At 69.4% G+C, this 24,236-nt stretch carries 24 protein-coding genes; 15 read left to right on the forward strand and 9 right to left on the reverse strand.

The genetic code is table 11. The features are described from left to right. Positions 1–13: 13 nt before the first annotated feature. The 3 genes from AWU67_RS17995 to AWU67_RS14115 all read right to left on the reverse strand — a co-directional run bounded on the left by AWU67_RS17995 (position 14) and on the right by AWU67_RS14115 (position 2,194). The gene (locus AWU67_RS17995; protein ID WP_335339014.1) at positions 14–118 is read right to left on the reverse strand and encodes a CDGSH iron-sulfur domain-containing protein; all 105 of its coding nucleotides are present in this window, start codon (positions 116–118) and stop codon (positions 14–16) included. A 106-nt stretch (positions 119–224) separates the two neighbouring features. Continuing rightward, a complete protein-coding gene (locus AWU67_RS14110; RefSeq protein WP_082717019.1) occupies positions 225–1,334 on the reverse strand; it encodes an iron-containing redox enzyme family protein in 1,110 nt (369 codons plus the stop codon). Between the two features lie 227 nt (positions 1,335–1,561). Continuing rightward, complete coding sequence (locus AWU67_RS14115; protein WP_067230398.1) at positions 1,562–2,194, reverse strand: TetR family transcriptional regulator; 633 nt, start codon at positions 2,192–2,194, stop codon at positions 1,562–1,564. 114 nt (positions 2,195–2,308) lie between these two features. Here AWU67_RS14115 and AWU67_RS14120 point away from each other — a divergent pair, with 114 nt between their 5' ends. Beyond that, complete coding sequence (locus AWU67_RS14120; protein ID WP_067230401.1) at positions 2,309–3,094, forward strand: SDR family NAD(P)-dependent oxidoreductase; 786 nt, start codon at positions 2,309–2,311, stop codon at positions 3,092–3,094. Between the two features lie 125 nt (positions 3,095–3,219). On the opposite strand, the gene AWU67_RS14125 is transcribed toward AWU67_RS14120, so the two are convergent. Further along, a complete protein-coding gene (locus tag AWU67_RS14125) occupies positions 3,220–4,323 on the reverse strand; it encodes a type I restriction endonuclease (RefSeq protein WP_067230405.1) in 1,104 nt (367 codons plus the stop codon). Positions 4,324–4,465: 142 nt separating this feature from the next. Between AWU67_RS14125 and AWU67_RS14130 the strand changes: the two genes are divergently transcribed. The 6 genes from AWU67_RS14130 to AWU67_RS14150 all read left to right on the forward strand — a co-directional run bounded on the left by AWU67_RS14130 (position 4,466) and on the right by AWU67_RS14150 (position 9,638). Then, the gene (locus AWU67_RS14130) at positions 4,466–4,948 is read left to right on the forward strand and encodes a 2'-5' RNA ligase family protein (RefSeq protein ID WP_067230408.1); all 483 of its coding nucleotides are present in this window, start codon (positions 4,466–4,468) and stop codon (positions 4,946–4,948) included. A gap of 188 nt (positions 4,949–5,136) precedes the next feature. Further along, a complete protein-coding gene (locus AWU67_RS14135) occupies positions 5,137–6,678 on the forward strand; it encodes an MMPL family transporter (protein WP_335339015.1) in 1,542 nt (513 codons plus the stop codon). Beyond that, a complete protein-coding gene (locus tag AWU67_RS18000) occupies positions 6,573–7,280 on the forward strand; it encodes an MMPL family transporter (protein WP_335339045.1) in 708 nt (235 codons plus the stop codon). The genes AWU67_RS14135 and AWU67_RS18000 overlap by 106 nt, the downstream gene beginning before the upstream one ends. Continuing rightward, a complete protein-coding gene (locus AWU67_RS14140) occupies positions 7,243–8,526 on the forward strand; it encodes a sensor histidine kinase (protein ID WP_067232837.1) in 1,284 nt (427 codons plus the stop codon). The genes AWU67_RS18000 and AWU67_RS14140 overlap by 38 nt, the downstream gene beginning before the upstream one ends. Beyond that, on the forward strand, positions 8,527–9,147 hold the full coding sequence (locus tag AWU67_RS14145; protein ID WP_067230411.1) for a response regulator: 621 nt from the start codon (positions 8,527–8,529) through the stop codon (positions 9,145–9,147). Positions 9,148–9,188: 41 nt separating this feature from the next. Continuing rightward, positions 9,189–9,638: a DUF2871 domain-containing protein gene (locus tag AWU67_RS14150; RefSeq protein WP_067230415.1), complete on the forward strand. Its 450-nt coding sequence runs from the start codon at positions 9,189–9,191 to the stop codon at positions 9,636–9,638. 25 nt (positions 9,639–9,663) lie between these two features. On the opposite strand, the gene AWU67_RS14155 is transcribed toward AWU67_RS14150, so the two are convergent. Then, the gene (locus AWU67_RS14155; protein ID WP_067230418.1) at positions 9,664–11,136 is read right to left on the reverse strand and encodes an MFS transporter; all 1,473 of its coding nucleotides are present in this window, start codon (positions 11,134–11,136) and stop codon (positions 9,664–9,666) included. Between the two features lie 226 nt (positions 11,137–11,362). Here AWU67_RS14155 and AWU67_RS14160 point away from each other — a divergent pair, with 226 nt between their 5' ends. The 5 genes from AWU67_RS14160 to AWU67_RS14180 all read left to right on the forward strand — a co-directional run bounded on the left by AWU67_RS14160 (position 11,363) and on the right by AWU67_RS14180 (position 15,148). Beyond that, complete coding sequence (locus AWU67_RS14160; RefSeq protein WP_234407267.1) at positions 11,363–12,202, forward strand: siderophore-interacting protein; 840 nt, start codon at positions 11,363–11,365, stop codon at positions 12,200–12,202. Positions 12,203–12,242: 40 nt separating this feature from the next. Beyond that, a complete protein-coding gene (locus tag AWU67_RS14165) occupies positions 12,243–13,394 on the forward strand; it encodes a glycerate kinase (RefSeq protein WP_067230426.1) in 1,152 nt (383 codons plus the stop codon). 9 nt (positions 13,395–13,403) lie between these two features. Then, on the forward strand, positions 13,404–14,072 hold the full coding sequence (locus AWU67_RS14170) for a GAP family protein (RefSeq protein ID WP_067230429.1): 669 nt from the start codon (positions 13,404–13,406) through the stop codon (positions 14,070–14,072). A 129-nt stretch (positions 14,073–14,201) separates the two neighbouring features. Beyond that, entirely contained in the window at positions 14,202–14,510 is a 309-nt protein-coding gene (locus tag AWU67_RS14175) for a hypothetical protein (RefSeq protein WP_067230433.1), read from the forward strand. A 377-nt stretch (positions 14,511–14,887) separates the two neighbouring features. After that, positions 14,888–15,148: a hypothetical protein gene (locus AWU67_RS14180; RefSeq protein ID WP_129586732.1), complete on the forward strand. Its 261-nt coding sequence runs from the start codon at positions 14,888–14,890 to the stop codon at positions 15,146–15,148. Between the two features lie 62 nt (positions 15,149–15,210). Here the strand turns inward: AWU67_RS14180 and AWU67_RS14185 are convergent, their stop codons facing one another. Then, a complete protein-coding gene (locus AWU67_RS14185) occupies positions 15,211–15,552 on the reverse strand; it encodes a hypothetical protein (RefSeq protein ID WP_067230441.1) in 342 nt (113 codons plus the stop codon). A 75-nt stretch (positions 15,553–15,627) separates the two neighbouring features. Continuing rightward, positions 15,628–15,840, reverse strand: coding sequence for a hypothetical protein (locus AWU67_RS14190; RefSeq protein WP_067230445.1), 213 nt, complete (start codon positions 15,838–15,840; stop codon positions 15,628–15,630). A 164-nt stretch (positions 15,841–16,004) separates the two neighbouring features. Here AWU67_RS14190 and AWU67_RS14195 point away from each other — a divergent pair, with 164 nt between their 5' ends. After that, the gene (locus AWU67_RS14195; RefSeq protein ID WP_067230449.1) at positions 16,005–17,867 is read left to right on the forward strand and encodes a flotillin family protein; all 1,863 of its coding nucleotides are present in this window, start codon (positions 16,005–16,007) and stop codon (positions 17,865–17,867) included. 136 nt (positions 17,868–18,003) lie between these two features. After that, the gene (locus AWU67_RS14200) at positions 18,004–19,719 is read left to right on the forward strand and encodes a beta-N-acetylhexosaminidase (RefSeq protein ID WP_082717021.1); all 1,716 of its coding nucleotides are present in this window, start codon (positions 18,004–18,006) and stop codon (positions 19,717–19,719) included. A 248-nt stretch (positions 19,720–19,967) separates the two neighbouring features. Here the strand turns inward: AWU67_RS14200 and AWU67_RS14205 are convergent, their stop codons facing one another. Both AWU67_RS14205 and AWU67_RS14210 read right to left on the reverse strand, forming a co-directional pair. After that, the gene (locus AWU67_RS14205) at positions 19,968–21,116 is read right to left on the reverse strand and encodes a serine hydrolase domain-containing protein (protein WP_129586733.1); all 1,149 of its coding nucleotides are present in this window, start codon (positions 21,114–21,116) and stop codon (positions 19,968–19,970) included. Between the two features lie 275 nt (positions 21,117–21,391). Next, on the reverse strand, positions 21,392–22,699 hold the full coding sequence (locus AWU67_RS14210) for an ATP-dependent DNA helicase (protein ID WP_067230455.1): 1,308 nt from the start codon (positions 22,697–22,699) through the stop codon (positions 21,392–21,394). Positions 22,700–22,832: 133 nt separating this feature from the next. Between AWU67_RS14210 and AWU67_RS14215 the strand changes: the two genes are divergently transcribed. Continuing rightward, on the forward strand, positions 22,833–24,098 hold the full coding sequence (locus AWU67_RS14215; RefSeq protein ID WP_162492506.1) for a hypothetical protein: 1,266 nt from the start codon (positions 22,833–22,835) through the stop codon (positions 24,096–24,098). Positions 24,099–24,236 lie beyond the last annotated feature (138 nt).

A 24,236-nucleotide genomic window follows, 5' to 3' on the forward strand; every position in this document is an offset into this window, starting at 1 on the left:
GTGCAGCCGGCCGCTACGTCGCGGTGCGGAAGTCCACGAGTTTGTGCGTGCCATCGCAGAACGGCTTGATCGTCGACACACCACAACGGCAGAGCGCCACGGTGCGCTCGGTGCGCATCGACTGACCCCCTCCGGATCGACGATCTCGATCGGCCCTCGCACGAGCAAAGGGCCGTTGGGGCAGGCGAAGACGACCGTTTCCTCGTCGTGGCCGTCGGCACGCGTCATTGCAGTACCTCCGCACCCCGGCTCTCGACGTCGCGAAGGCGCAAGGAGCTCCGGCCCGCCTCCCACGCCTCGAGGATGTGCTGCCCGGCCCACCCGTCCACGGTGAGGCAGGCCGCGGCGCCGAACAGGATGTCGTCCAGTAGCTCCGGCTCGTCCTCGGCCAGGGCGCCGGCGAGATCCCGCCCGGCTATCTGTTCGTGGATCGCGTCTGCCTCAACGTGGATGTCGAAGTACCGCGTGGTCTCCTCGCCGTAGCCCAGCCGGCGAAAGCCATTGCCGTTGAGCCGGCTGGGGATCGATGACGTCATCTCGAACGCGGCCAGGTGGCCGACGATCGCTCCGCGGAGGCGGCGGTTGAGGCCGAACATCGTCATCAGGTTGAGCGAGGCGAGCGTGATCGCCGGCACGTCGTTGACATAGGCCCCGTAGCCGTCGTCCAGCCCGACCGAGCGCAAGGTGCTGGCGAAGACGGCCGCGTGCACGTTCTGCGGGCGGCCCTGCCCGTACTCGTCGGCCTGAATCTCGACGAGCGCCGCCTTGGCGCGCCCGGTCAGGCGGGGGATGCCCCAGGAATGCGGGTCGGCCTCCTTCAAGGTATAGATGGAGCGCTGGATCAAGAACTCACGCAGCTGCTCGTCGGTGGCCTGCTTCGCAATGTAGCGCGCGAGACTGGGCCCGCCTTCTGGACTGGTCATCGTGAACAGCGCCGCGGCCACCTCCTCCTGCACGCTGGCCGGCGTCGGAGCCCACGTCACCTGCGCGCGCAGGGAGGCCTCGAACGCGCGCTCGATCTCGAGCCGGGCGCCGACGAGTGCCGGATGCCACTCCCAGTCGTCACCGTGCTCGATCACGTCGCCATAGTGCAGCGAGTAGAGCGCGAAAAGGGCCAGCTGGATGTCCTCATCGGTGGCAATGTCGGTGCTCGCGGCGAGCGCTGCAGCGGTGAGTCGACGCAGCTCGTCGGCGGCCGGCGCCGAGCCGGGCTCATGCGAACGCGGAGCGGCGGAGCCGACGATGTCGAGCACGCAGCGACTCAGGGGCCCGCGGGCCTGCAGCGAGGGGAACTGTCTCTTCGGGGCGGGAGTTTTCGCTCTGACGCTTTCCATGCCCCCAGTCTTCAAGCGTGCCCGAACGGACGCAACCGCTTGAATTCTCGCCCGCAGTGGTCTAAGCGCCCGGTTGTTCGCAGCGCCGCACGCTGCACTCAGCTGTGCGGGGCGGCGTCCAGAGCAGTGCGGACGTCGTCACGGGAGTCGACCACGATCAGGGAGAGTGTGGCTCTCGGTCTCACGGGGCTGACTCCCAGGGATGTGGATGCTGTTGAATCCAGGGGTCAGGCGTCGGGGAGCAGTTGCACGCCACTGGTCAGCGTGCGCAGCGCGCGGGTCGCGAGCGCGGCCGGCATCCCTGGGTCCGCAAGGGGGTCTTCGAGGGCGACGCATGCCTCGAGGGCCACGCGCATCGCATCCGTCGCCGCGGCCGCGATCAGCCGCACGGCGAAAGGATCGGCGTCGGGGCCGGCCAACGAGTCGACCACCGCGCGCAACTGTGTCTCTGACTCACCATTGACGCGGTGCCAGACGATCTGCAGAGCGGGGTCATCGAGAGCGGCACGGAGTAGGCCGAGCGTCCAGCGCAGGCTCTCGAGGTCGTCGTCGTTGCGTGGTGTCAGCACCTCCACGATCGTGCGCTCGAGGGCGTCAACCAGATCTTCCTGCGGTTCCGAGGCCGCGAGCAGGTCGCGCCAGTGGCCGGCACCGACCGTCAGCAGCGGCTCGACCGCGTCCTCCTTTGTGCGGAAGTAGCGGTAGAAGGTGCGCACCGCGATCCCGGCCTCTCGGGCGATCTCCTCGGCCGTCACGGCATCCGCGCCCCGCACGGTGAACAGGCGGGCGGCGGCCTGCGCGATCTCGAGCTGGGTGGCCGCCTTGCGGCGTTGGGTGAGGCTCGGCGGCGTGGAGTCCATGTGAAAGAGCGTACGCCGCGTCTGCCACCTGTGCTTGTCCTGCATAAGTGGCACGTTGTGCCATTGCGGCGTAACGTGTAGGGCAAGCATCCCCCGAATGAAAGGTCACTCGACATGAACCGTTACACAGGACGCCGCGCCATCGTCACCGGCGGCGGCTCGGGCATCGGCCAGGCCACCGTGCTCCGCCTGCTCGCAGAGGGAGGCAGCGTCGTCGCCGCCGATGTCAGCGAGGCCGGACTCGCCGACACCGTGGCCAAGGCCGGCGACGCCGCCGACCGCCTCACCACCGTCGTGGTCAACATCGCCGACGAGGCATCCGTCAAGGCCGCCGTCGCGACCGCCGTCGAGGCGCTGGGCGGGCTCGACGTGCTCGTCAACGCCGCCGGCATCCTGCGCTCCTCGCACACCCACTCGACCACGCTCGAGCAGTTCCAGCAGGTCATCAACGTGAACCTGGTCGGCACTTTCCTCATGATCCGCGAGGCGATCCCCGCGCTGCTCGAGGGCAACGGCTCGGCCGTCGTGAACTTCAGCTCGACCTCCTCCGCGTTCGCGCACCCGTACATGGCGGCCTACGCGGCGAGCAAGGGCGGCGTGCAGTCGATGACGCACGCCCTCGCCTCCGAGTACGCCAAGCAGGGCATCCGCTTCAACTCGGTGCAGCCCGGCTCGATCTCCTCCGGCATGACCGACGGGAGCGGCGAGAGCAAGCAGAGCCAGGGCCCCGGCCTGCCCGAGGATGCCGACTTCAGCCTCTTCATGAAGCTGACCCCGGCCCTGCAGCAGGGCTTCGCCGGCCCCGAGTCCGTCGCCGGCGTCGTCGCCATGCTCGCCAGCGAAGACGGCGCGTTCATCACGGGCACCGAGGTGCGCATCGACGGCGGCACCCACTTCTAGGCGTTTGGCACCGCGGCACGTCGCCGCAGAACGAGAGCCCCCAGAAGACCGAATCTGCTGGGGGCCCTCGCGATGGGCGTGGAACTCAGCGCCAGGCGCTGCGGTTGGTCTCGTCGGATGCCCGACTAGTCGTAATAGTGGACTGACTTCCGGATGTGATCGGCAAACTGATAAATCTCGTCAGGGGTATCGATCGGGTGCCGGGTCTCGACCTTTTCAGAGTCGAACAGTCCAATGTACTTCTGCCCGGTATTGAAGTGCAGGCGCGCAATCGGCTTGCGGTTGTTGTCATCGAGCAAGACCCCGAAGTATGACTTGGTGTCTCGCTGAACGATTCGCGCCGGTGGAACTTCGCTGCAGGCAATAGCCCGCACAACTTGGTAGGCCTCAATTTCCTCGAGAGTCGTGGTGATACCGTCGTGCTCTTCCGCGTCCTTCACGCTCGCCTCGGCGACATGGGTGCTCGCGTCGGAACTTGAGACAGACGTGTCGTCCCGCTGGGAGGTGTAGCCCTGGCCACCGAGAGCAGCTTTAATACGGTCATTCACCTGGTCAGCCAAGAACTGCTTCGACGCTTTCGTCACCAGCACGGTGAACTGATCGCGCACCTTCTGCGTGATCGACCCTGTGTAGACGCGCCCAGTCAGGAACTTGACCCACTCCGCGTCTGGAGAAGAGAACTGCGCGGCGAGGACTCGCTTCAACTCGCCGATGTACTTGAGTTCCTCAGCGGCACTCACGATCGACTCAACGTCGAAGGTGTCCTTGGTGAGCTTCCTCAGCTCGGGGACAAGGGCCTCGTCAAGGTCTGAGATCTGCAACACGAGGAACGGTTTGTCGTCCATGCGGTTCGGAGCATCAAGGTCCGTGTAGAAGTGATACTGGTCGCCATCTGTCAGCACAGCAATACGCGCATGCGCGACTGCGAAGTAGCGGAACAACTGTGAAGCGTGATTCGTGCTCAGGGGCGAGCCGATCTTCTTGCACTCGATCAGGATCTGGACGGTTCCGTCCTTGACGATGGCGTAGTCGACCTTCTCGCCACGCTTCGTGCCCACATCCGCCGTAAACTCCGGCACAACTTCGCTCGGATTGAAAACGTCATACCCAAGAACGAGCGAGATGAAGGGCATCACAAATGCGTTTTTTGTGGCCTCTTCAGTCTCGATCGAGTCTCGCTGTTGCGCGATCTTGTTTGCAAGGCTGGCGAGCTTGTCAGCGATCTCCATTGGTCCCCCTCCTGGCATCAGCTCTGATGCACACGTCTCCGAGATCCTAGTGAAGAATGGCGCACTCGTTGTGCCATGTCGCTACGTCCGGTCGCGAGGGGCACAGACGGAGATCACATTCGGCCGCGCCTAGACTCGGCGCATGTCTCGCCTCGTCATCGTGCTGCCGCTCACCCCACTCGCGGTCGGTGAGAGTTTCGCGGTCCACAGCTGGCCGCTGCACGTGACGGTGCTGCCGCCGTTCCTCAGTCAGGCCGACCCCGCGGCGATCGCCCGGGCGATCGAGGCGGCCTGCGCCGGGGTGCCGACGATCAGGGCGACGGCCGGCGCCGACGAGATGTTCGGGCGACGCGAGAACGTGCCCGTCACTCTGCTGGAGGAGAACGGCGAACTGCTGGCGCTGCACCTCGCCCTGCGGCAGGCCGTGCGCCCGTTCGCCGGCGCCCCCGATGAGCCGGCGTTCACCGGGCCGCGCTTCCGCCCGCACGTCACCATCAAGGGGCAGGCGCGCGTCAACCCCGGCGAGCAGCTCACCCTCGGCCAGATCGCCGTTGTCGACATGGCCCCGCGCGCCCACCCCGCCGGCCGGGTCGTGCTCGCCACCGTTCCGCTGGGCACCGTGTAGCCCCTCCCTCCCCCCTCTCGCAATCGAGAAGCAAGAAAACGCACCAAGATCGAGGTCTTGGTGCGTTTTCTGGCTTCTCGATTCGGCGCGCGCTGGCGACGCGGAGCGGGCACCTCAACCAAAGGGTTGAGGCGGAGTTCAACCGGCCGCGCGATCCGCAGAATGTGGCCGGCTGGTGCACTGGAATCATGTCTGATTCCCGTGCCCGTTCTTCCCTCCCCGATCGCCTGACCTCCCGTCGCGGCGCGTGGGTGTCGCTGACCCTCGTGCTGCTCGCGATCGTCGCCCTGTTCGGCATGCTGAGCGGTGCCGAAGCCCCCGCGGGCGTCTCCGCATCTCCGGCGAACTCCGAGTCGGCGCAGGTGAAGGCACTGAGCGAGCAGTTCGCCGGCAGCGACGAGGGCTCGGTGCTCGTCGTCGCGACCCGCGATGACGGCGGCACGCTGACGGATGCCGACATGGCGGCGCTCACCGCCCTCGTGCCCGGCATCGACAGCGTCACCGGCCACGAGGCCTCACAACCCTTCACCAGCGAGGACGGCCAGGCTGCCGTCATCCAGACATCGATCACGCTGGGCGAAGACAACACGGCCACCGCGCAGACCGTGAAGGCCCTGCGCGGCGAGCTCGCCGACAACCCGATCGACGGCATCACCGCGCAGGTGACCGGCGGCTCGGCCTTCGGCGCCGACATCGCGGCCTCCTTCGAGGGCGCCGACTTCAGCCTGCTGATGGTGACCATCGGCATCGTCGCGCTGCTGCTGATCCTCACCTACCGCTCGCCGGTGCTCTGGCTGATCCCGCTCGTCGTCGTTGCCATCGCCGACCGCCTGGCCAGCCTCGTCACCAACACGGCCGGCACCGCGCTTGGCCTGGAGTTCGACTCGGGCATCATCAGCGTGTTGGTGTTCGGCGCCGGCACGAACTATGCACTGTTGCTCATCTCGCGCTACCGCGAGGAGCTGCTGAAGACCGAGAACCACCGTCACGCCCTCGCGGCCGCCTGGCGCGGAACCGCCCCGGCGATCCTCGCCTCCAACGTCACCGTTGTGCTCTCGCTGATCACCCTGGTGTTCGCCGTCATCCCCGGCACGCGCGGCCTCGGGATCTCCTCGGCGCTCGGCCTGCTGATCGCCCTCGTGGCCGTGCTCTTCGCGCTGCCGCCGCTGCTCGCAGTGTGTGGTCGCGGCGTGTTCTGGCCGTTCGTTCCCCGCCCGGGCCAAGAGAAGAGCGCCCGCCCGCGGTTCTGGGGCACGGTCGCCAGCCGCGTCGTTGCCCGCCCCGTCGTGGCCATCGTCGCCGGCGGCGCGCTGCTCGCCATCATGGCCACCGGCCTGTTCGGCACCACGATCGGCCTGAACCAGACCGAGAAGTTCCGTGTCGCCTCGGAGTCGGCTGTTGGTCTGGAGACCCTGTCGGAGCACTTCCCGGCCGGTGAATCGCAGCCGATGATCGTGATCGCGAACGCTGACTCAGTCGACGAGGTGCGCACGGCAGCTGCCGACGTGCCCGGCGTGATTCGGGTGACCCCGCTCGGCGAGTCCGAGGACGGCACGCTCGGCAAGCTGATGGTGGTCGGCGAGTCCGGCCCCGGCACCCCGAGAGCCTCGCCCTCGTCGAGCAGCTGCGCACCGCCGTACATGGCGTCGACGGGGCGGACGCCCTCGTCGGCGGAGCCGTCGCAGACGACTTCGACGCCCGCGCCGGCAACGTGCAGGACCTCTGGCTGATCGCCCCGCTGGTGCTCGCCGTCAGCTTCATCGTGCTGCTCGTGCTGCTGCGCTCGCTCGTCGCGCCGCTGCTGCTGCTCGTCGTCAACGTGGTCAGCGCGGTCGCGGCGATCGGCGCCGGCGCCTGGCTCAGCCGGGTGCTGTTCGGCCAGGACGCCCTCGACCTGCAGGTGCCGCTGCTCTCCTTCCTGTTCCTGGTGGCCCTGGGCATCGATTACACGATCTTCCTGGTGCACCGCGCCCGGAGTGAGGCTGCCGTGTACGGCACCAAGCAGGGCATGGTGCGGGCCGTCGGCAGCACCGGTGGCGTCATCACCAGTGCCGGCATCGTGCTCGCCGGTGTCTTCGCGGCACTCGGCATGCTGCCGCTGGTCACGCTTGGCCAGCTCGGCCTGATCGTCGGCCTGGGCGTAATCGTGGACACCCTGGTGGTGCGCACCGTGGTCGTGCCGGCGATCTTCAGCCTGGTCGGCGACCGCATCTGGTGGCCGTCGCGGCCGCCGCAGGCACGCCGAGACGGCGACAACACCGGCGCAGACGCGCCCAGCGGGGGAGAATCGGAGCATGGCACGCACACTGCTGACGCAGCCCTCGCCCGATGACGCGGGTGCTCAGGGCGTGCGGCGAACACCGCGCGCTCTGAGCACCACCATCCGGTCGATGCAGTTCGGACTGCACCTGATCACGGCAGCACTCATCGTGGTGGCCGCCAGCCGCGCCCTCCTCGACGACATGCCGCTCGTGCCGGTGCTGACCGGGTCCCTCGCCTTCGCCGGCTGGTACCTCGGCGGCATCCTGCTCGCGGACCGGGTGCACGGCCGGCAGGTCGCCGGCTGGTGGCTGGCCGGGCTCGCCGTCATCTGGGTCGGCGCCGTCACGGCATCCGCCGAGTTCATCTGGTTGGCGTTCCCGCTCTGGCTGCTGGCCGGCTACATCCTGCGGTTGCGCTGGGCAGTGCTGTTCTCGATCGGGATCTTCGCCGTGGTGCTGGCCGCGCCGATCCTGCAGTTCGGCACCATCAGCTACGCCACGATCATCGGCCCACTGCTCGGCGGAACCTTCGCACTCAGCATCGCGCGCGGCTACGTCGAGCTGGTCAACGACCTGCGCGAACGGCAGCGACTGGTCGCCTCGCTCGTGCAGGCGCAGGCCGAGATGGCCGCCCTGCAAGAGGAGTTGGCCGAGACCCAGCGGCTCGCCGGCGCCAAGGCCGAGCGCACTCGCATCTCCCGCGACATCCACGACACAATCGCCCAGGGCTTCTCCTCGATCTCCCTGTTGGCGCGGGCGGCGCTCGAGAACGGCCAGACCGAGAACGGGCGGATGCCGCGCACGCTGGAGCAGATCGACGCCATCGCCCGCGACAACCTCGTGGACGTGCGCCGGATTGTGGCCGCCCTGGCACCCTCCGAGCTCGAGGAGGACGCCCTGGCAGGCGCCATCCGGCGCATGCTCGACAGGCTCACCGCGGAGGCGGGGATCGAGACGGAGCTGCGCGTCGACGATGGCCTGCCCGCGCTACCCACCACCGTCGAGGTCGCCCTGCTGCGCACGGCGCAGTCGGCGCTGGCCAATGTGCGCCAGCACGCCGGTGCCAGCCGGGTGGTGGTGAACCTGGCGGATGCCGGCGACTCGGTGCGTCTGGACATCGTCGACGACGGCCACGGCTTCGACGCGCGCGCCTGGGATGCCGGCACCGGCACCTCCGGCGGCGGCTACGGCCTGCACTCGATGCGGGCCAGGCTCCGCGAGCTGGGCGGCGGGCTCGACGTGGAGAGCGCCCCGGGCGAGGGCGCAGCGCTCTCTGCCCACGTGCCGCTCGCTCGGGCGCTGAAGGAGGGGATCTAGATGGCGATCACCGTGCTGTTGGTGGACGACCACCCGGTCGTGCGCACCGGCTTGCGGGCGCTGTTCGACAACAGCGACGACGTGCAGGTCGTCGGCGAGGCGGCATCCGGCGAGGAGGCCATCGCCCTGGCCGAGCACCTGCACCCCGACGTCGTGCTCTGCGACCTGCGGCTCGGCGACGGCATCGACGGCGTCGAGACCACCGCGGCGCTGCGTGCCCAACATCCGGCCCCGGCCGTCATCATCCTCACCACGTTCGACCGCGACGTGGAGATCCTGCGCGCCATCGAGGCGGGGGCCGCCGGCTACCTGCTGAAGGACGTCAGCCCGGCCACGATCGTCTCCTCGCTCAAGGAGGCGGCGCGCGGCGGCATGGTGCTCGCCCCCGAGATGGCCAAACGCGTCGTGGACGGCATGCGGCACCCCCGGCCGCGGCTCACCGAGCGCGAGCTGGAGGTGCTGCGGCTGCTGGACACCGGCGCCTCCAACCGCGAGATTGCCCGCGCGCTGTTCGTCACCGAGGCCACCGTGAAGACGCACCTGGTGCACCTGTTCGCCAAGCTCAACGTGGAGAGCCGCGCCAAAGCGGTGACCCTGGCCCGGGAAACCGGCCTGCTCTGACCCTCCTCTGACGCCCCGCAATCACAAGGAAAAGGACAATCATGACCAAGCTGTTCTACGCCGCATTCACCTACATGGTTCTCGGTGTCGCATCCGGCCTGTTCTACCGGGAGTTCACCAAGGCCAACGACTTCCCCTCCGGCGAGTTCACCCAGCTCGGCCTGGTGCACACGCACCTGCTCACCCTGGGCTTCATCGTGCTGCTGATCGTGCTGGCGCTGGAGAAGCTGTTCGCGATGTCGGAGAGCCCGCTGTTCCCCTGGTTCTTCTGGGTCTACAACGCGGGCGTGGTCGTCACCTCCGGCACCATGGTCTGGCACGGTTCGCTGACCGTGCTTGGCCAGGAGTCGTCCGCGATGATCGCGGGAATCGCCGGCATGGGGCACATCCTGCTCACCATCGGCATGGTGCTGCTGTTCCTCGCGCTGCGCCACGGCCTACTGGCCCAGCAGGCCGCGAAGCTGGCCGCACCGGCCCCCGCGCAGCTCTAACCGCGCGCGGGGCCGGGGTCGGCCGCTAGACGTGCACGGCGGCGGGGGCCTCGCCGACGTGCGGCATCAGCTCCTCCTTGCGCCCGCGGATGAACACGGCGGCGATCACGGCGCCGGCCAGCATCGCGATCGCGGCAGCGGTGAACACCGCCGAGTACCCGGCGGTGAACGACGCCAGCAGCGCGGCCGGGTCGGCCTCGGCCTCGGCGGCGGCCGCTGACGCGTAGAGCGCGGTGAACACCGAGAGACCGATCCCGCCGCCGATCTGCCCGGCCGAGTTCGCCATGGCGGATGCCGCACCGGCATCCTCCGGCGCAACCCCGGTCAGCGCCAGGTTCTGCACCGGCACGAACAGGTTGGCCATGCCGACGCCGAGGATCGCCAGACCGGGCAGCACCTGCGTGAAGTAGTCGCCGCCCGGCGTGACCCCGCTCAGCCAGAACAAGCCGACGGCGGCGATCAGCGGGCCGCCGATCATCATCGGGCGCGGCCCGATCACGGGCAGCAGCTTGGTGAGGAACGGCACGCAGATCATGATGACAACCGTCATCGGCAGCGAGGCGAGCCCGGCCACGAACGGCGAGAACGCCAGCACGATCTGCAGGTGGAAGGCGAGGTAGACGGTGGCGCCGACCATGACGCTGCCGATCACGGCCTGGATCAGGTAGGCGCCGCCGCGCACCCGGTTGAGCACGACGCGCAGCGGCAGCAGCGGCTGCGCGACACGGGATTCGATGAACACGAACACGGCGAGCAGCAGCACGCCGAGCGCGATGAAGCCGATGGTGTCCAGGCTGCCCCAGCCGTGTTCGGCCAGGCTGAACCCGTAGACGAGGGCGCCGAGGCCGAGCGTCACGGTGATGGCGCCGCCCAGGTCATAGCGGTTCTCCCCCGGCGCCTTCGACTCGGTGACGAACAGCAGGCCGCCGATCAGCCCGGCGAGCACGAAGAAGACGTTGACGAGCAGGCACCAGCGCCAGTCGGCGAACTCGGTGAGCGCGCCGCCGAGCAGCAGGCCGATCGCCGCACCCGTGCCGGCGACGGTTCCGAAGATCGCGAAGGCCGTGTTGCGCTCGCGGCCGTGGGTGAAGGTGACGGTCAGCAGGGCGAGCGACGCCGGGGCAAGCAGTGCGGCGAACGCGCCCTGCAGCCCGCGGGCGATGACCAGTTCCATGCCGCTCTGTGCGACGCCGCCGAACACGGAGGCCGCGCCGAAGCCGAGCATGCCGACCAGGAACGTGCGCTTGCGCCCCCAGTAGTCGGCGATCCGCCCGCCGAGCAGCAGCAGCGCGCCGAACGCCAGCGCGTAGGCGGTGACCACCCATTGCCGTTGGCCGTCAGAGAGGCCGAGCTCCAGCTGGGCCTGCGGAAGGGCGATGTTGACGATGGTGCCGTCGAGCACGACGACGAGCTGCGTCAGCGAGAGCACGCCGAGCGCCCACCATCGCTTCGCGTGCAGGACGTCGACCGCGGGCGCGGGCGAGGAAGAACGATACATAGGGAAACCTCCGGGCTTCGTTATACGAGGGATGCCGGAGGTTTCAAGCCTCGGACCGCGGGCCGCACGAGGCGGGCAGCTGGCCACTTCAACCAAGCAACGGCTGAACAGGTCTCCAACTTTACCAGAGCGGATGCCGGGGCTCGCGGGCGGCCCTGCCCGCCCTGCCGCGCCGCACGCTCCCCTGATGTGCCAGATTGGAGGTTCACCCCCGGAAGGAAGTTCCGTGCCGACCACCCATTTCACCGTCACCGCAACCTCATGGATCACGCCGTCACTGCGGCGCGTACATCTGCACAGCGCCGATCTCTCGGCCTTCGCCGAGAGCGGGTTCACCGACCGCTACGTCAAGCTCGTCTTCCCGAAGCCCGGCGTCGACTACACCGGCGAGGTCGACGTGCGCGCCCTCCGCGGCACCGTGCCCCCCGAGCTTCTGCCCGACGTGCGCACCTACACGGTGCTCCATCCGAACCTGGAGGCCGGCACCGTCGACATCGACTTCGTGGTGCACGGCGACGAGGGCGTCGCCGGCCGGTGGGCGGCGAGCGCCGGCGCCGGTGACACGCTCCTGGCCAACGGGCCGGGCGGCGCTTACCGCCCCGATCCGGCCGCGGACTGGCACCTGTTGGTCGGTGACGAGTCGGCCGTGCCCGCGCTCTCGGCGGCACTGGAGGCGCTCCCCCGCGATGCCGTCGCGCGCGTGGTGGTGCTCGTCGAGTCAGCCGCCGAGGAGCCGGAACTGCAGCTTCCCGAGGCCGCGACGGTCACCTTCGTACACCGCGGCGGCGGCACCGCAGCGGGCCTGCTCGAGGCAGCCGTGCGCGCCGTGGACTGGCTGGACGGCCGGGTGCACGCCTTTGCGCACGGCGAGGCCGACGAGGTCATGCGCGGCATCCGCCCCTACCTGCGCACCGAGCGGGGCCTCGGCCGCGACCAACTCTCGATCTCGGGGTACTGGCGGCGCGGCCGCAGCGAAGACGGCTTCCGCGAGTGGAAGGCCGAGTTCGCCCAGCAGGAGGGGATCGAGCCCGGGCCGGTGGGCGACCGCGCCGCCGCAGGCCGGTAGGTTCAGACCGGCCAGTAGCTTCAGACGAGAGGGAGGCACCATGACCGCTGCGCCCGTCGGGCCCGCTCCGCTGCGCGTCGTGATCGCGCCGGACTCCTTCAAGGGCACCCTCTCGGCCGCGGATGCCGCCCGCGCCATCGCCGCAGGGTGGGCGTCGGTGCGGCCGGCCGACGAGCTGCGCCTGCTGCCGATGGCCGACGGCGGGGAGGGCACGCTCGACGCCTTCGCGCTCGCGCTGCCCGGCGGCATCCGCATGCCCGTCACCGTGCAGGGCCCCGACAATGAATCGGTTCAGGCGGAGTGGCTGCTGCTGCCGGGCACCCCGGGCTCCCCCGGCGGCACGGCCGTCGTCGAGCTCGCCAACACGAGCGGCATCACCCTGCTCGACCCGCTGCGCCCACTCGACGCGCACACCCTGGGCTTCGGGCAGGCGATCGCGGCCGCCCTGGACCACGGCGTGCACCGGCTGCTGCTGGCACTCGGCGGCAGCTCCTCCAGCGACGGCGGGGCCGGCGCGCTCACCGCACTCGGCGCCTACTTCACGGATGCCACCGGCCGGCCCGTGCGGCTCGGCAACCGCGGCCTCGGCCAGCTGGCCCGAGTGCGCCTCGAGACGCTGCGCGCCCTGCCGCCCGGCGGCGCGCAGATCCTCTCCGACGTGAGCAACCCGTTGCTCGGGCCGCTCGGCGCCGCCGCCGTGTTCGGCCCGCAGAAGGGCGCCAGTCCCGAGCAGGTCGAAGGCATCGAGTCCGGGCTGCGTCGGCTGGCCCGGCTGCTGCCCGGCGGGGCCGAGCTGCCCGGCGCCGGAGCCGCGGGCGGCACCGGTTTCGGCCTGCTGCACTGGGGCGCGACGATCACACCCGGGGCGTCGGCCGTGGGGCAGGCGATGGGGGTTCCGCAGGCCGTGGCCGCGGCATCCGTCGTCATCACCGGCGAGGGTCGCTTCGACAGCCAGTCGGCCGCCGGCAAGGTGCCCAGCTACCTGGCCGGACTGGCGGCGGATGCCGGCATCCCCGCGCTGCTCGTCGCCGGCGCGATCGAGGCCCCCACCGTCGACTTCGCCGACGCCCTGTCGCTCGGCGAGGTGGCTGGCTCCCCCGGCGCCGCCCTGGCCGAACCGGACCGCTGGCTGCGGGCATCCGGCGCGCGCCTGGCCCGGTCGGTCACGGACGGCCACCCCGGCGTCCACTAGCCTTCGAGCATGTACGAAGTCCTCGGCGACATCATCCCATTCGCGGTCGGCGTCGCCCTCAGTCCGCTCCCCGTCATCGCCGCCCTGCTGCTGGTGATGGCCCCGGTCGGGGCCCGAGGCGGGCTCGCCTTTCTGACGGCGCGACTGCTGGCGTTCGCGGCTCTGACCGCGGTGTTCGCCTGGGCCTCGGACCTCGTCGATGACGCCGCCGGTTCCACCGTGCCGGCCGCCATCGCGCGCCTGGTCCTCGGCTGCGTGCTCCTCGTCTGGGCCGTGCTCAAGTGGCGCGGCCGGCCACAGGGCGACGCGGAGGGAAAGCTGCCCGGCTGGATGGCCTCGATTGACGCGATGCGCGCCGCTGCGGCGTTCCGGCTGGGGCTCGTGCTCACCGTGGTGAACCCCAAGGAGATTGCCTTCGCCGCCGGGGCCGGTTTCACCATCGGTGGGGCCTTTCTCGGGGCAGGCGAGATGGTGCTCGCCGGCGCGGTATTCGTGCTGCTGGCCTGCGCGAGCGTCGCGGTGCCCGTGCTGGCCGTGTTGATCGGTGGTGAGCGCACGGCGCCGAACCTGGCGGAGGCGCGCAGCTGGCTGGTGCGCAACAATGCCGCCGTCCTGGCGATCGTGCTGCTGGTGCTCGGCGCCATGCTGATCGGCAGCGGCCTCTCCGGGCTGGACTGAGCCGCGCCGCGTGCCTATACCTCGCACGTGATTGCCAGCGCAACCCCTGCCGAAAACGACGCAACGGGGTTAGCGTGATTCGCATGCCCGTATCGACCGGTGCGGGCAGGGAGCGCAGAAGGAGGAACCATGAGTTCACCAAGCGACGAGTTCGGCAACGCCGTCTCCGACATCGTTGACACCGCCAAGGGCAAGGCCGAGGACGTCAAGGCCAAGGCGGAGAAGACCGTCGGCTCCGTCTCGAACGCGGCGAGTGACGTCGCCGACCAGGTCAAGAAGACCGTCTCAGACGCGAGCGGACGCGGCAACGACGTGATCGAAGACACAGCCGGGTTCCTTCGCCGGCAGATGCGGGATCGTCCGTGGGTGGTCGTCGGCGCCGCCGCACTGCTGGCCTTCGCTCTGGGGCTCTCCGCCGGCAAGAAGGGCAACGATTGACCACGCCGCGGACCGGGAAGTAGGACAGCGCGGTCCCGCATGAGAACGGCATCCGGCGTGCGAATGAAATTTCGATAATGCGTCGGTTAACTCTGGGCGACGGCGTCGAGGATTGTGGCGATTGAGACGAATCACTCACACCCTGTTCGAAACCGTTCTCCACAGCCGACTCCACATGCGGGGCCTCGTTGATCCGGCGTCTACACACCCAATTCCACAGGGTTGTCCACAGGCTGTGGATTGAAGAAAACTACGAAAATACGTCGCTCCAAACACGCACTGGGCGGGTTGCGGAATGTGAAATTCCTCTACCGATTCGAGGCCGACTCGCCTAGCGTAGAGGGCGTAACCACGCACAGCGCGAGGAGTTGAATGACGTGTCCGATCCAGTCAAGACGGTCTCAAGTGCACCGGAACGCATGGCCGCAGACCCGGCCTCGCTGACCGAGGCCGAGAAGGTGGCGACCATCATCGCCCAGACCAGCTCCGACCTCGCAGGCCGACCGGAGGCCGTCATCCATGCCGCTCTCGTCGAAGGCTTCACGAACGCAGGCCTCGACTTCTCGAGCGAGGAGGCGCGCCGGGTCGCCCACGACATCTCGGTGGCTCCGCGCCTGCGCAACACGATCGACGACTGAGCCGCACCCGCCCACCGGCTGAGCGCTCCCAGCTGAGCGGTCGCCGACTAAGCGGTCACCGTCTAAGCGGTCACCGGGGCAGGCGGGTGATCGCGGATGTACTGCTCGGCCTCTGCCTCCGGAAGCACCACCATGCCGCGGTCGCCCATCGCGGTCATCTCCAGCGCCGTCAGCCACACGCGGTTCAACTGCGGGGCCGTGGGGCTCTTGAAGTGGAACTGCAGCGGGATGGCGGGTGAGAGCCAGATGCTGACACGGCCAGAGCCGGCCGAGGCTGGGATTGACCAACTGAGGTAGAAGGATTCCTGTCGGCGCAGCTTGCTGCCGGCCGCAACCTTGACGTGTGCGAGCGTGCGTTCTTCGAGTTCGTACTCGGTTCCCGCGCCATAGACCAGGACTCCCATGATTACAGCATGAGCCTTCCGCTCCGAAAAGGCGAGGCCCCCAGCCGCGGAGCCTGTTTTGGAGCTGGCCGGCGCTCAGTCGACCGGCTCGCCCTGCGTCCTGATGAAATCCTTTTCGGCCGCGGTCAGCACCCATTCCGCCTCAACGATCTCCAGCCCGGTGATCTCGGCGATCTGGGCCACCGTCTCTGCGCTCAGCACGGCGTCAAGGTCGGCCTGGATCTCGTGTTTTCCCTCCGCCGAGAGCTGCGGCCACCAGCGTTCGATGACAACAATCCGTTCGTTCATCACCCCGCCTCCTTCCTCTCTTCAAGGCTGCCACTTCGGCTCGGCGCACGACAGTCCCCCGCTGAAGCTCGCGCCGGGCGGGGAATGCTGGAATGATGCGAGGGAACGTGCTGGGGGCGCGCGTTCGCGCCACACCCCGGCCCTCTCCCACCGAAAGGACCCCTGTGTTCGACTTCTGGTTCGGCCCGATTCCGAGCATCATCGGCGTTGTCGTCTTCGTGCTGATCATCGCCCTGATCTACAGCAAGACGCTCTACAAGAATGCCGGTCCCGACGAAGCCCTGATCATCACGGGTAAGCGGTCGAAGAAGACCGTCGTCGACGGGCAGACGCACGAGACCTCCGGGCAGCGCATCGTCGTCGGCCAGGGTGTCTTCATCACCCCGTTCTTCCAGAAGGTGCACAAGCTTGAGCTGCGCTCGCGCGCCATCGAGGTCACGGCGCTCGCCCAGGACCGCAACGGCGTCACGATCACCGTCGACGCCGTCGCCATCGTCAAGGTCGGCGAGGAGCCCGCCTCGATCCTCGCCGCCGCCCAGCGCTTCCTCGGCCAGGACAAGAACATCGACTCCTTCGCCCTTGAGGTGCTCTCCGGCTCGCTGCGCGCCTCCATCGGCGCCACCGACGTGATGACGATCATCCAGCGCCGCGACGAGCTCGGCGCCACGGTGCTCTCGACCGCGCGCGAGTCGCTGGCCAACCAGGGCCTCGACGTTGACTCCTTCGAGGTCAAGGGCATCACCGACGACAACAACTACATCAACGACATCGGTCGCGCAGAGCAGGCCAAGGTGCGCGCCGCCGCCGAGGTGGCCGAGGCCGCGTCGACCCGCGAGGCGCGGCAGGCCGCCATCGCCGCCGAGCAGGCCGTTGCAGAGGCGGAGGCGACACTGGCCCTGCGCCGCGCGGCGCTCAAGCTCGACACCGACCGTGCCGCCGCCGAGTCTGAGGCCTCCCGCCCGCTGGCCGAGGCCGTCGCCCAGCAGAACATCATCGAGCAGCAGGAGCTCACCGCGCAGAAGCGCGCCCAGCTGAAGAAGGCCGAGCTGGAGTCCGAGGTGAACGCGGTGGCGGATGCCGAGAGCTACCGCATCCGCGTGACCGCCGAGGCCCAGGCAGCCGCCGCCGTCGCCGCCGCCAACTCCTCGCGTGACTCCCGTGTTGCAGCAGCAGAGGCCGTGCGCGTCGAAGGTGAGGCGGAGGCCGGCGCGATCCTCGCCCGCGGAAAGGCAGAAGCCGAGGCCACTCGCCTGTCGGCGGAGGCCCTCGCCCAGCAGTCGGAGGCGCTGATCCAGCTGCGCATGATCGAGTCGCTGCCGCTGATCGCGCACGAGCTGGCCGCCCCGATGGGCAACATCGACCAGCTCACCGTCATCTCGAACGACGGCGCCTCCCAGCTGTCCAAGAACGTGGCGAGCGGCTTCAGCGAGGTCGACGCCGTGCTGAAGTCCACCATGGGCGTCGGCGTGCGCGATCTGCTGAGCTCCGTGGTGAGCGGCGCGGCTGGCGGCGCCATCGCCGGTGGGCGCGGCCGTGCGCAGGTCACCGGGCCGGTCTCCGCACCGGAGAAGGTCCCGGCCGGCGCGGCGCAGACACCCGCCCGCACGGCCCAGGCTCCGGCCGAGGCTGCCCCGGCCGGCAAGGCCCAGGCCCCGGCCACCGCCCCCGCCGTCGCTCTGGCCGAGCAGGTCGCTCAGCCGCAGGTGCAGGCTGCTCCGCTCGCGGCGCCCGCCCCGGCGCCGGCTGCGACGCCCGTTGCTGCGGCGGCCCCGACTACCCCGAAGGTCTCGCGCGCCGCAGCCCCCGCCGCGCCCGCGGCATCCGCCCCGGTCGACCCCGTGGTGGCGCAGGCGATCGCGGCAGCCGAGACGGCCGTCGCCCAGCAGGTGCAGTCCACCGGCACCGCCGCTGCGCCGAACCGCGCAACGCTCGACGCCTTCGCGGCCGAGCACGGCATCGACCCGGAGCTGGCCAGTCAGATCCTCAACCGGGTGAGCGCCAAGTTCAAGGGCAGCCGCGCCAAGTAGCCGCCCCACCCCGCCCCAAGACCGTTGAGAGCGGTCAAATGGCCACGTGAATCGTTACAAAGCGGCCATTTGGCCGCTCTCAACGGAACTGGAGGCGGGGTGGGGCATCTCGCACTGACCCGACACGAGGAGCCCCGTGCCCGCGCTGATTCCCGCCCCCGTGACGCTCGACACCGCCGACGGCCAGCTGACGCTCAGCGCGGCAACAGCCGTCAGTGCGTCGGCCGAGCTCGCCGCCGTGGCGCTGCGCCTGCAGGAAGCGCTGCGCCCCGCAACCGGCTTTGCGCTGCCCGTGCGGGAGGCCTCAGCCGAGCCGGCGGCCGGAGACATCCGCCTTTCCCTCGACGAGAACCCTGGCGAGAACCTTGCGGCGGAGGGCTACCGGCTGCACGTGGACGCGACCGGGGTCGAGATCGTCGGCGGCTCCCCCGCCGGCGTCTTCTGGGGCGTGCAGGCGCTGCGCCAACTGCTGCCGGCCTCGATCTACCGGTCCAGCCTCGTGCGCGGCGTCGACTGGCAGCTGCCGTTCGTCACGATCACCGACAACCCGCGCTTCGGCTGGCGCGGCACGATGCTCGACGTCGCCCGGCACTTCCTGCCTAAACGCGAGCTGCTGCGCTTCATCGATCTGATGGCGGTGCACCGCCTGAACGTGCTGCACCTGCACTTGACCGACGACCAGGGCTGGCGGCTGCAGATCCGCGCGTTCCCCCGGCTGACCGAGGTCGGCGGATGGCGCAGCGAATCGCAGCGCGGGCACGGCCCGCTGGCCCAGGGCAACGGCCGCCCGCACGGCGGCTTCTACACACAGGACGACATCCGCGAGATCGTGGAGTACGCGGCCGAGCGGTTCGTGACCATCGTGCCCGAGATCGAGACCCCCGGGCATGTACAGGCGGCAATCGCCGCCTACCCGGAGCTCGGCGTCGGCGACCCGGCGCAGGCCCCGAGCGAGCCCTGGACCAAATGGGGCGTCAACACCCCCGTGCTGAACCTCGAGGAGTCGACGCTCGACTTCTTGCGCACCGTCTTCGACGAGGTGATGGAGCTGTTCCCCTCCCGTCACATCGGCGTCGGCGGCGATGAGGCCAAGAAGGTCGAGTGGGAGCAGGACCCGCGCAGCCAGGAGCGGATCCGCGAGCTCGGCCTCGCCAACGAGGAGGAGGCGCAGAGCTGGTTCATGCGCCAGCTCGACGCGCACCTCACGGCGGCCGGGCGCACCCTGTTCGGCTGGGACGAGATCCTCGAGGGCGGCCTCACCCCCGGCGCCACGGTCGCCTCCTGGCGCGGCAGCTACGGCGCGATCGCGGCCGCCAGGGCCGGCCACCCGGTCGTGCTCTGCCCGGACGACCTCGTCTACCTCGACTACCGCCAGTCCGACTCCCCCGCCGAGCCGATCCCCATCGGCCCGCCGCTCAGCCTCGACGAGGTCTACGCCTTCGAGCCCGTGCCGACCGAGCTCACCGCGAGCGAGGCCGCGCTCGTGCTGGGCGGCCAGGCCAACATCTGGTCAGAGCACATCGACTCCCCCCGCCACCTCGACTACATGGCCTTCCCACGGCTCTGCGCCCTGGCCGAGGCGGTCTGGGGCCCGCAGTCGCGCGACCTGGCAGGCTTCCGTGCGCGCCTCGACGTGCACCTCGGCCGGCTCGACGCTCTCGGGGTCGAGTACCGAGCCGAGTCCGGGCCGCGGCCGTGGCAGAGCCGCCCGGACGCCCCCGGCAAACCGATGAGCCGCGAGCAGCGACTCGCTGTGCGCGACGAGCTGATCGCAAACCTGGTGGCTGCGGATGCCGCCAAGGCCGCCGACGCGGCAGTCCCTCCAGCTGAGGCCTCAAGCCCCGCTGGTTGAGCCTGAGGGCCCGCAGGTTGAGCCTGAGGGCCCGCTCGTTGAGCCTGAAAGTCCCGCTGGTTGAGCTTGTCGAAACCCCGCCCGGGGGATTTCGACAAGCTCAATCAGCGGGGCAGCAGCCCAATCGGTGGGTAGCAGCCCAATCGGTGGGGCAGCAGCCCAATCGGCGGGCAGCAGCCCACTCAGCGGGGTATCAGCCCACTCAGCGGGGCAGCAGCACAGTCACCGGCGGGGCGGGCCGGCGCCAGCTACCCGGCCGCAGCCTCGACGGGGGCCTGGCAGACGGCCCCGGCCTGCAGCGCGCCCGCCGCTTGCTCGGCCGACCACGGCAGCTCGATCGCCGGCGCCGTCTCGCCAGAAGCGGCTGCGGCCTTCGACCCGATGGAGGCCAGCTGCATCGCCAGCTGCTGGGCGAAGCCCTTGCCTGCCGTCGAGTTGTTCAGCATCACCACGACGGTGAAGCCCGTCAAAGGGTCGGCGTAGGCCGCGGTCAGGAACCCGGGAATCGCGCCGTTGTGCCCGACCAGCGGGCCGATCTTCTGCACCCCGAGGCCGTAGCCCTGCCACGACGGCGCGTCGCCGCCGAGCGGGATGGTCGACAGCTGCGCCTTCGACGACTTGCCGCTGAGCAGGCGGCCATCAGCGAGCGACTGCGCCCAGGTCTTCTGGTCTTCCAGCGTTGAGATGATCCCGCCGGCCGCCCCGCCCTGCGAGGGCGAGAGGTTGGTCTCGTCGAGGATGGCGGCGCAGTCCCGGGTGCCGTCTGCCTTCACCTGGGCGGCATAGCCGTGCAGCGATGGCGCGCGGATCTCGAACTTGCCGGCATCCGGCTGGCTCGTCTCGCTGAGGCCGAGCGGGCCGAACAGCTGCTCCGAGTACAGATCCGACCAGCTCTTGCCGGTGTGCGCGGAGAGCGCCATGCCGAGCAGCGCGACAGGTGTCGCCGAGTCCTGCCAGCTGGCGCCCGGCGCCGCCTTCGTGGAGGCGAGGCCGGCCGAGACGAGCTCCATGTTCGACCAGTTCCGCTTCGGGTTGTTGACGAATAGGCTGCCGAATTGCGCGCTGTAATCGGCGAGGCCCGACGTGCCCTGGCAGAGCTGGCCGAGCGTGATGCCCTCGGTGCCTGGCATGTCTGGCAGGTATTTCGACACCGAGTCGCTCACCGAGAGCTCGCCGGCATCCGCCAGCCGCAGCATCACGGTGCAGGCCATCGCGCGGTCGCTCGCGGCGCTGCGGAAGTGCATCCCGGTGCTCACCGGGGTCTTGCCGTCTGCGCTGCTCACGCCCTGCGCGCTCGTCCACTCCCCGGCCCACGGCGCCCAGACGCCGGCGATGCCCCCGGATGCCGATGACCACTGCATCGCCTGGGCGAGCGCAGCATCGAGTTGTTCGGTCACCGCGGTTGGCAGAGCGCCTTTGTGCTGCGCGGGCAGCTTCGAAGACAGAGTGCCGGATTCAGCCGAACACCCCGCCAGGCCGAGCACGAGTATGGTCACCGTGCCGACCGTCAACAGCTGGCCGAGCCGTCGCCGTTCCCATCGTGCGTTCAATCGAGCCCCCTCGTTACGCAAAAAATGTATCCCCCTAACAGGGGAGTCTAACCTGCCGACTCCCCGAATCTGCCCCGGCGCGTTCGCACCGAGACCGCACCGTTACCGGCACTGTGAAGCGGCTAGTGCGCGCGGGCCGTGACCGGGCGTTCGCGCTCGGCCTCCGACATGAAGCGGCGCACGTTCTCGTCGACGATGATGTCGCTCGGGCGCAGCGGACGACTCAGATAGAGCCCTTCGAGACTGGTCAGTCGGCTGAGCGCGACATAGGTCTGGCCGGGGCTGAACACCCGGCTGCCGAGGTCGACGATCGCCCGCTCGTAACTGGCGCCCTGGGACTTGTGAATGGTCACGGCCCAGGCCAGCCGCAGCGGGAACTGTGAGAACTCGGCCACCACGTCTTTGACGAGCTTCTTCGTGACCGGGTTGTAGCTGTACTTGAACTTCTCCCAGCTGGCCGGCTCCACCTCGTGCTGCTCGCCGTCGATGTCGACCACGACGGTGTCGCTCAGCTCGACGACGGTGCCGATGGTGCCGTTGACCCAGCGCGGGCCGCCGTCGATGGCGCTGTCGTTGCGCAGGAACATCACCTGCGCGCCCACCTTGAGCTCGAGCTTCGCGTCTGCCGGGTAGGCGCGGCCGCCGAAGTCGCCCATGATGTCGGCCTCCGCCATGCGGGACGTGCCGGGCAGCTTGGCCAGTTCGGTCGCGTTGATGCGGTTGACGGCGTCGTTGCGGGTGGCCAGCGTGATCGCGCCGTCCGTGGGCAGCGGGCGCCTGGCTCCCATGGTGTTCAGCGCGCCGGCGATCTCGGCGGTGACCCGGCCGTGCCGCACGGCGTTCAGCATGCCCTTGAACGCGCTGTCGCTCTGCCGGTGGATCTCGGTGAGCTCGAAGATACGCAGCCCGGCCTCTTGCCACACCTTTGCGTCGAAGAACCACATGGAGCGGTAGTGGTCAGCGTAGTAGGCGCGCTCCTCCGGGTCGCCCGCAACGGGCGAGAGCTGGTAGGGGTCGCCGAAGAGCACGATCTGTACCCCGCCGAAGGGCGTGAAGCGGCGCGCTCGCGCCTGCCGAAGGCTGCGGTCAATGGCATCCATCAGATCAGCGCTGACCATGCTGACCTCGTCGATGACGAGGGTGTCGATGCTGTTGAGGAGCTTCTTGGTCTGGTCGTTCTGGTCGATCTCGTGGTCGGCGATGATGCCGATCGGCAGCCGGAACAGCGAGTGGATCGTCTGGCCGCCGACGTTCAACGCCGCGACACCGGTGGGCGCCGCGATGGCGATCTGCTTCTCGGTGTTCCAGTTGATGTGGTTCAGCAGCGTCGACTTGCCCGTTCCGGCTCGGCCGGTGACGAAAACGTTGTCGCGGGTGCCCTCGATCGCCTCGAAGATGGCGGCCTGTTCGGGCGACAACGCAAGCGACACGGTGCGCCTTTCTGACGGTTTCTGACTGACGGATGCAGCAGTCAACTGTAACCGCTCGACTCTGTGATTCCGCGGCTCGCCGCTGCGCGGCTGCACAGACTCCGCACAGCCGCAGCCTGAATAGACTGGGCGGGTGAGCACGGGGCCAGGGGACGAGAGCGGGCAGGAACAGCCAGTCGCTCCGACGAGCCTTCCAGCCACCAGCCCCTTCGGCATCACCGTGCCCGTGCAGGTGATCCCCGATCGCGAGCTCGGCATCGGTTCCGCCGGTGCGCACTCCTGGACGCGCCCGACGGGCGCGCACGGCGTCACCATCGACACCGACACCGGCGCGACCGTGATGTGGGCTCCCCCGCCACCGCGCGAGCCGGCGACCCCCGGAATGCTGCTGCGGGTCGGTGCCCTCTGGGCCGGTGTGCTCGTGCTGCTGCTGCTCGCCACCACCGCCGGCATCGGCGCCCTCAACCACCAGCTGTACAGCGCATCCGGCTTTGTTCAGCAGTACCTCGGCGCCCTGGCCCGCGGCGATGCTGACGCCGCCCTGAGCTTCCCCGGCGTCGAACCGCAGGCCACGGAACTCGCCGCCGCCGGGCTGCCCACCAAGCTGCCCCACGTGCTGCTGCGCGACTCGGTGCTGCGCGCCCCCCAAGACACCCGCGTGGTCAACGACGAGGAGGGCGCGAACGGCGTGCACCGGGTCACCGTCGAGTACACGCTGGCCGGTGAGAAGGCGCAGAGCGTATTCGAGGTCGAGCGCACCGGGACGATGTTCGGCGTCTTCAACGACTGGCGCTTCGCCTCCAGCCCGCTCGCCGTGCTGAACGTGACCGTGCTGCATGACGCGGAGTTCTCGGTGAACGGGCTCACCCTCGACACACGCGCACACCACGCAGCCGACGCGGCGCCCACGTTCTCCAACACTGCGTCCTACCTGGCCTTCTCCCCCTCGATCTACGAGCTCGGCAAGAACTCGCGACTGCTCGCCGCCGAGCCGCTAAAACTGCCGGTCACCGGGAGCGGCGTCGCCGAGGCGACGGTCGACGTGCAGCCAACACCGGATTTCGTCAGTGACGTGCAGGACGAGCTCAACAACTGGCTCGATGAGACGTGCACGACCCAGGCCGTGTTGCAGCCCACCGGCTGCCCGTTCGGCGTGAACATTGACGACCGGGTGACGAGCGCGCCGGCGTGGAGCATCACCGAGTACCCCACCGTGACGCTCACGCCCGGCGAGAACACCTTCGAGATGCCACAGACGCCCGCTGTCGCACACGTGCAGGTCGAGGTGCAGTCGCTCTTCGACGGCGAGGTCGAGACACTCGACCAGGATGAGCCCTTCTCCGTGGCGCTCTCGGTGAACATCACGCCCAGCGGCAGCCTCGCCATCAAGCTGCACTAGTCAGGGCACTGACGGGGCCCTCACGCCCCGCCCAGCCGCCATCCACGCCCGGCCCTCACTCCCCCGTCGCGCTCTCCTCGCTGACTCGGGTCTTTCTCGCCCCCGCTGGCCCCGCTGGCTCCGGTCGGGCTCTCCCCG

Origin of the sequence: Microterricola viridarii (genome assembly GCF_001542775.1) — a bacterium.
GTDB classification, from domain to species: domain Bacteria; phylum Actinomycetota; class Actinomycetes; order Actinomycetales; family Microbacteriaceae; genus Microterricola; species Microterricola viridarii_A.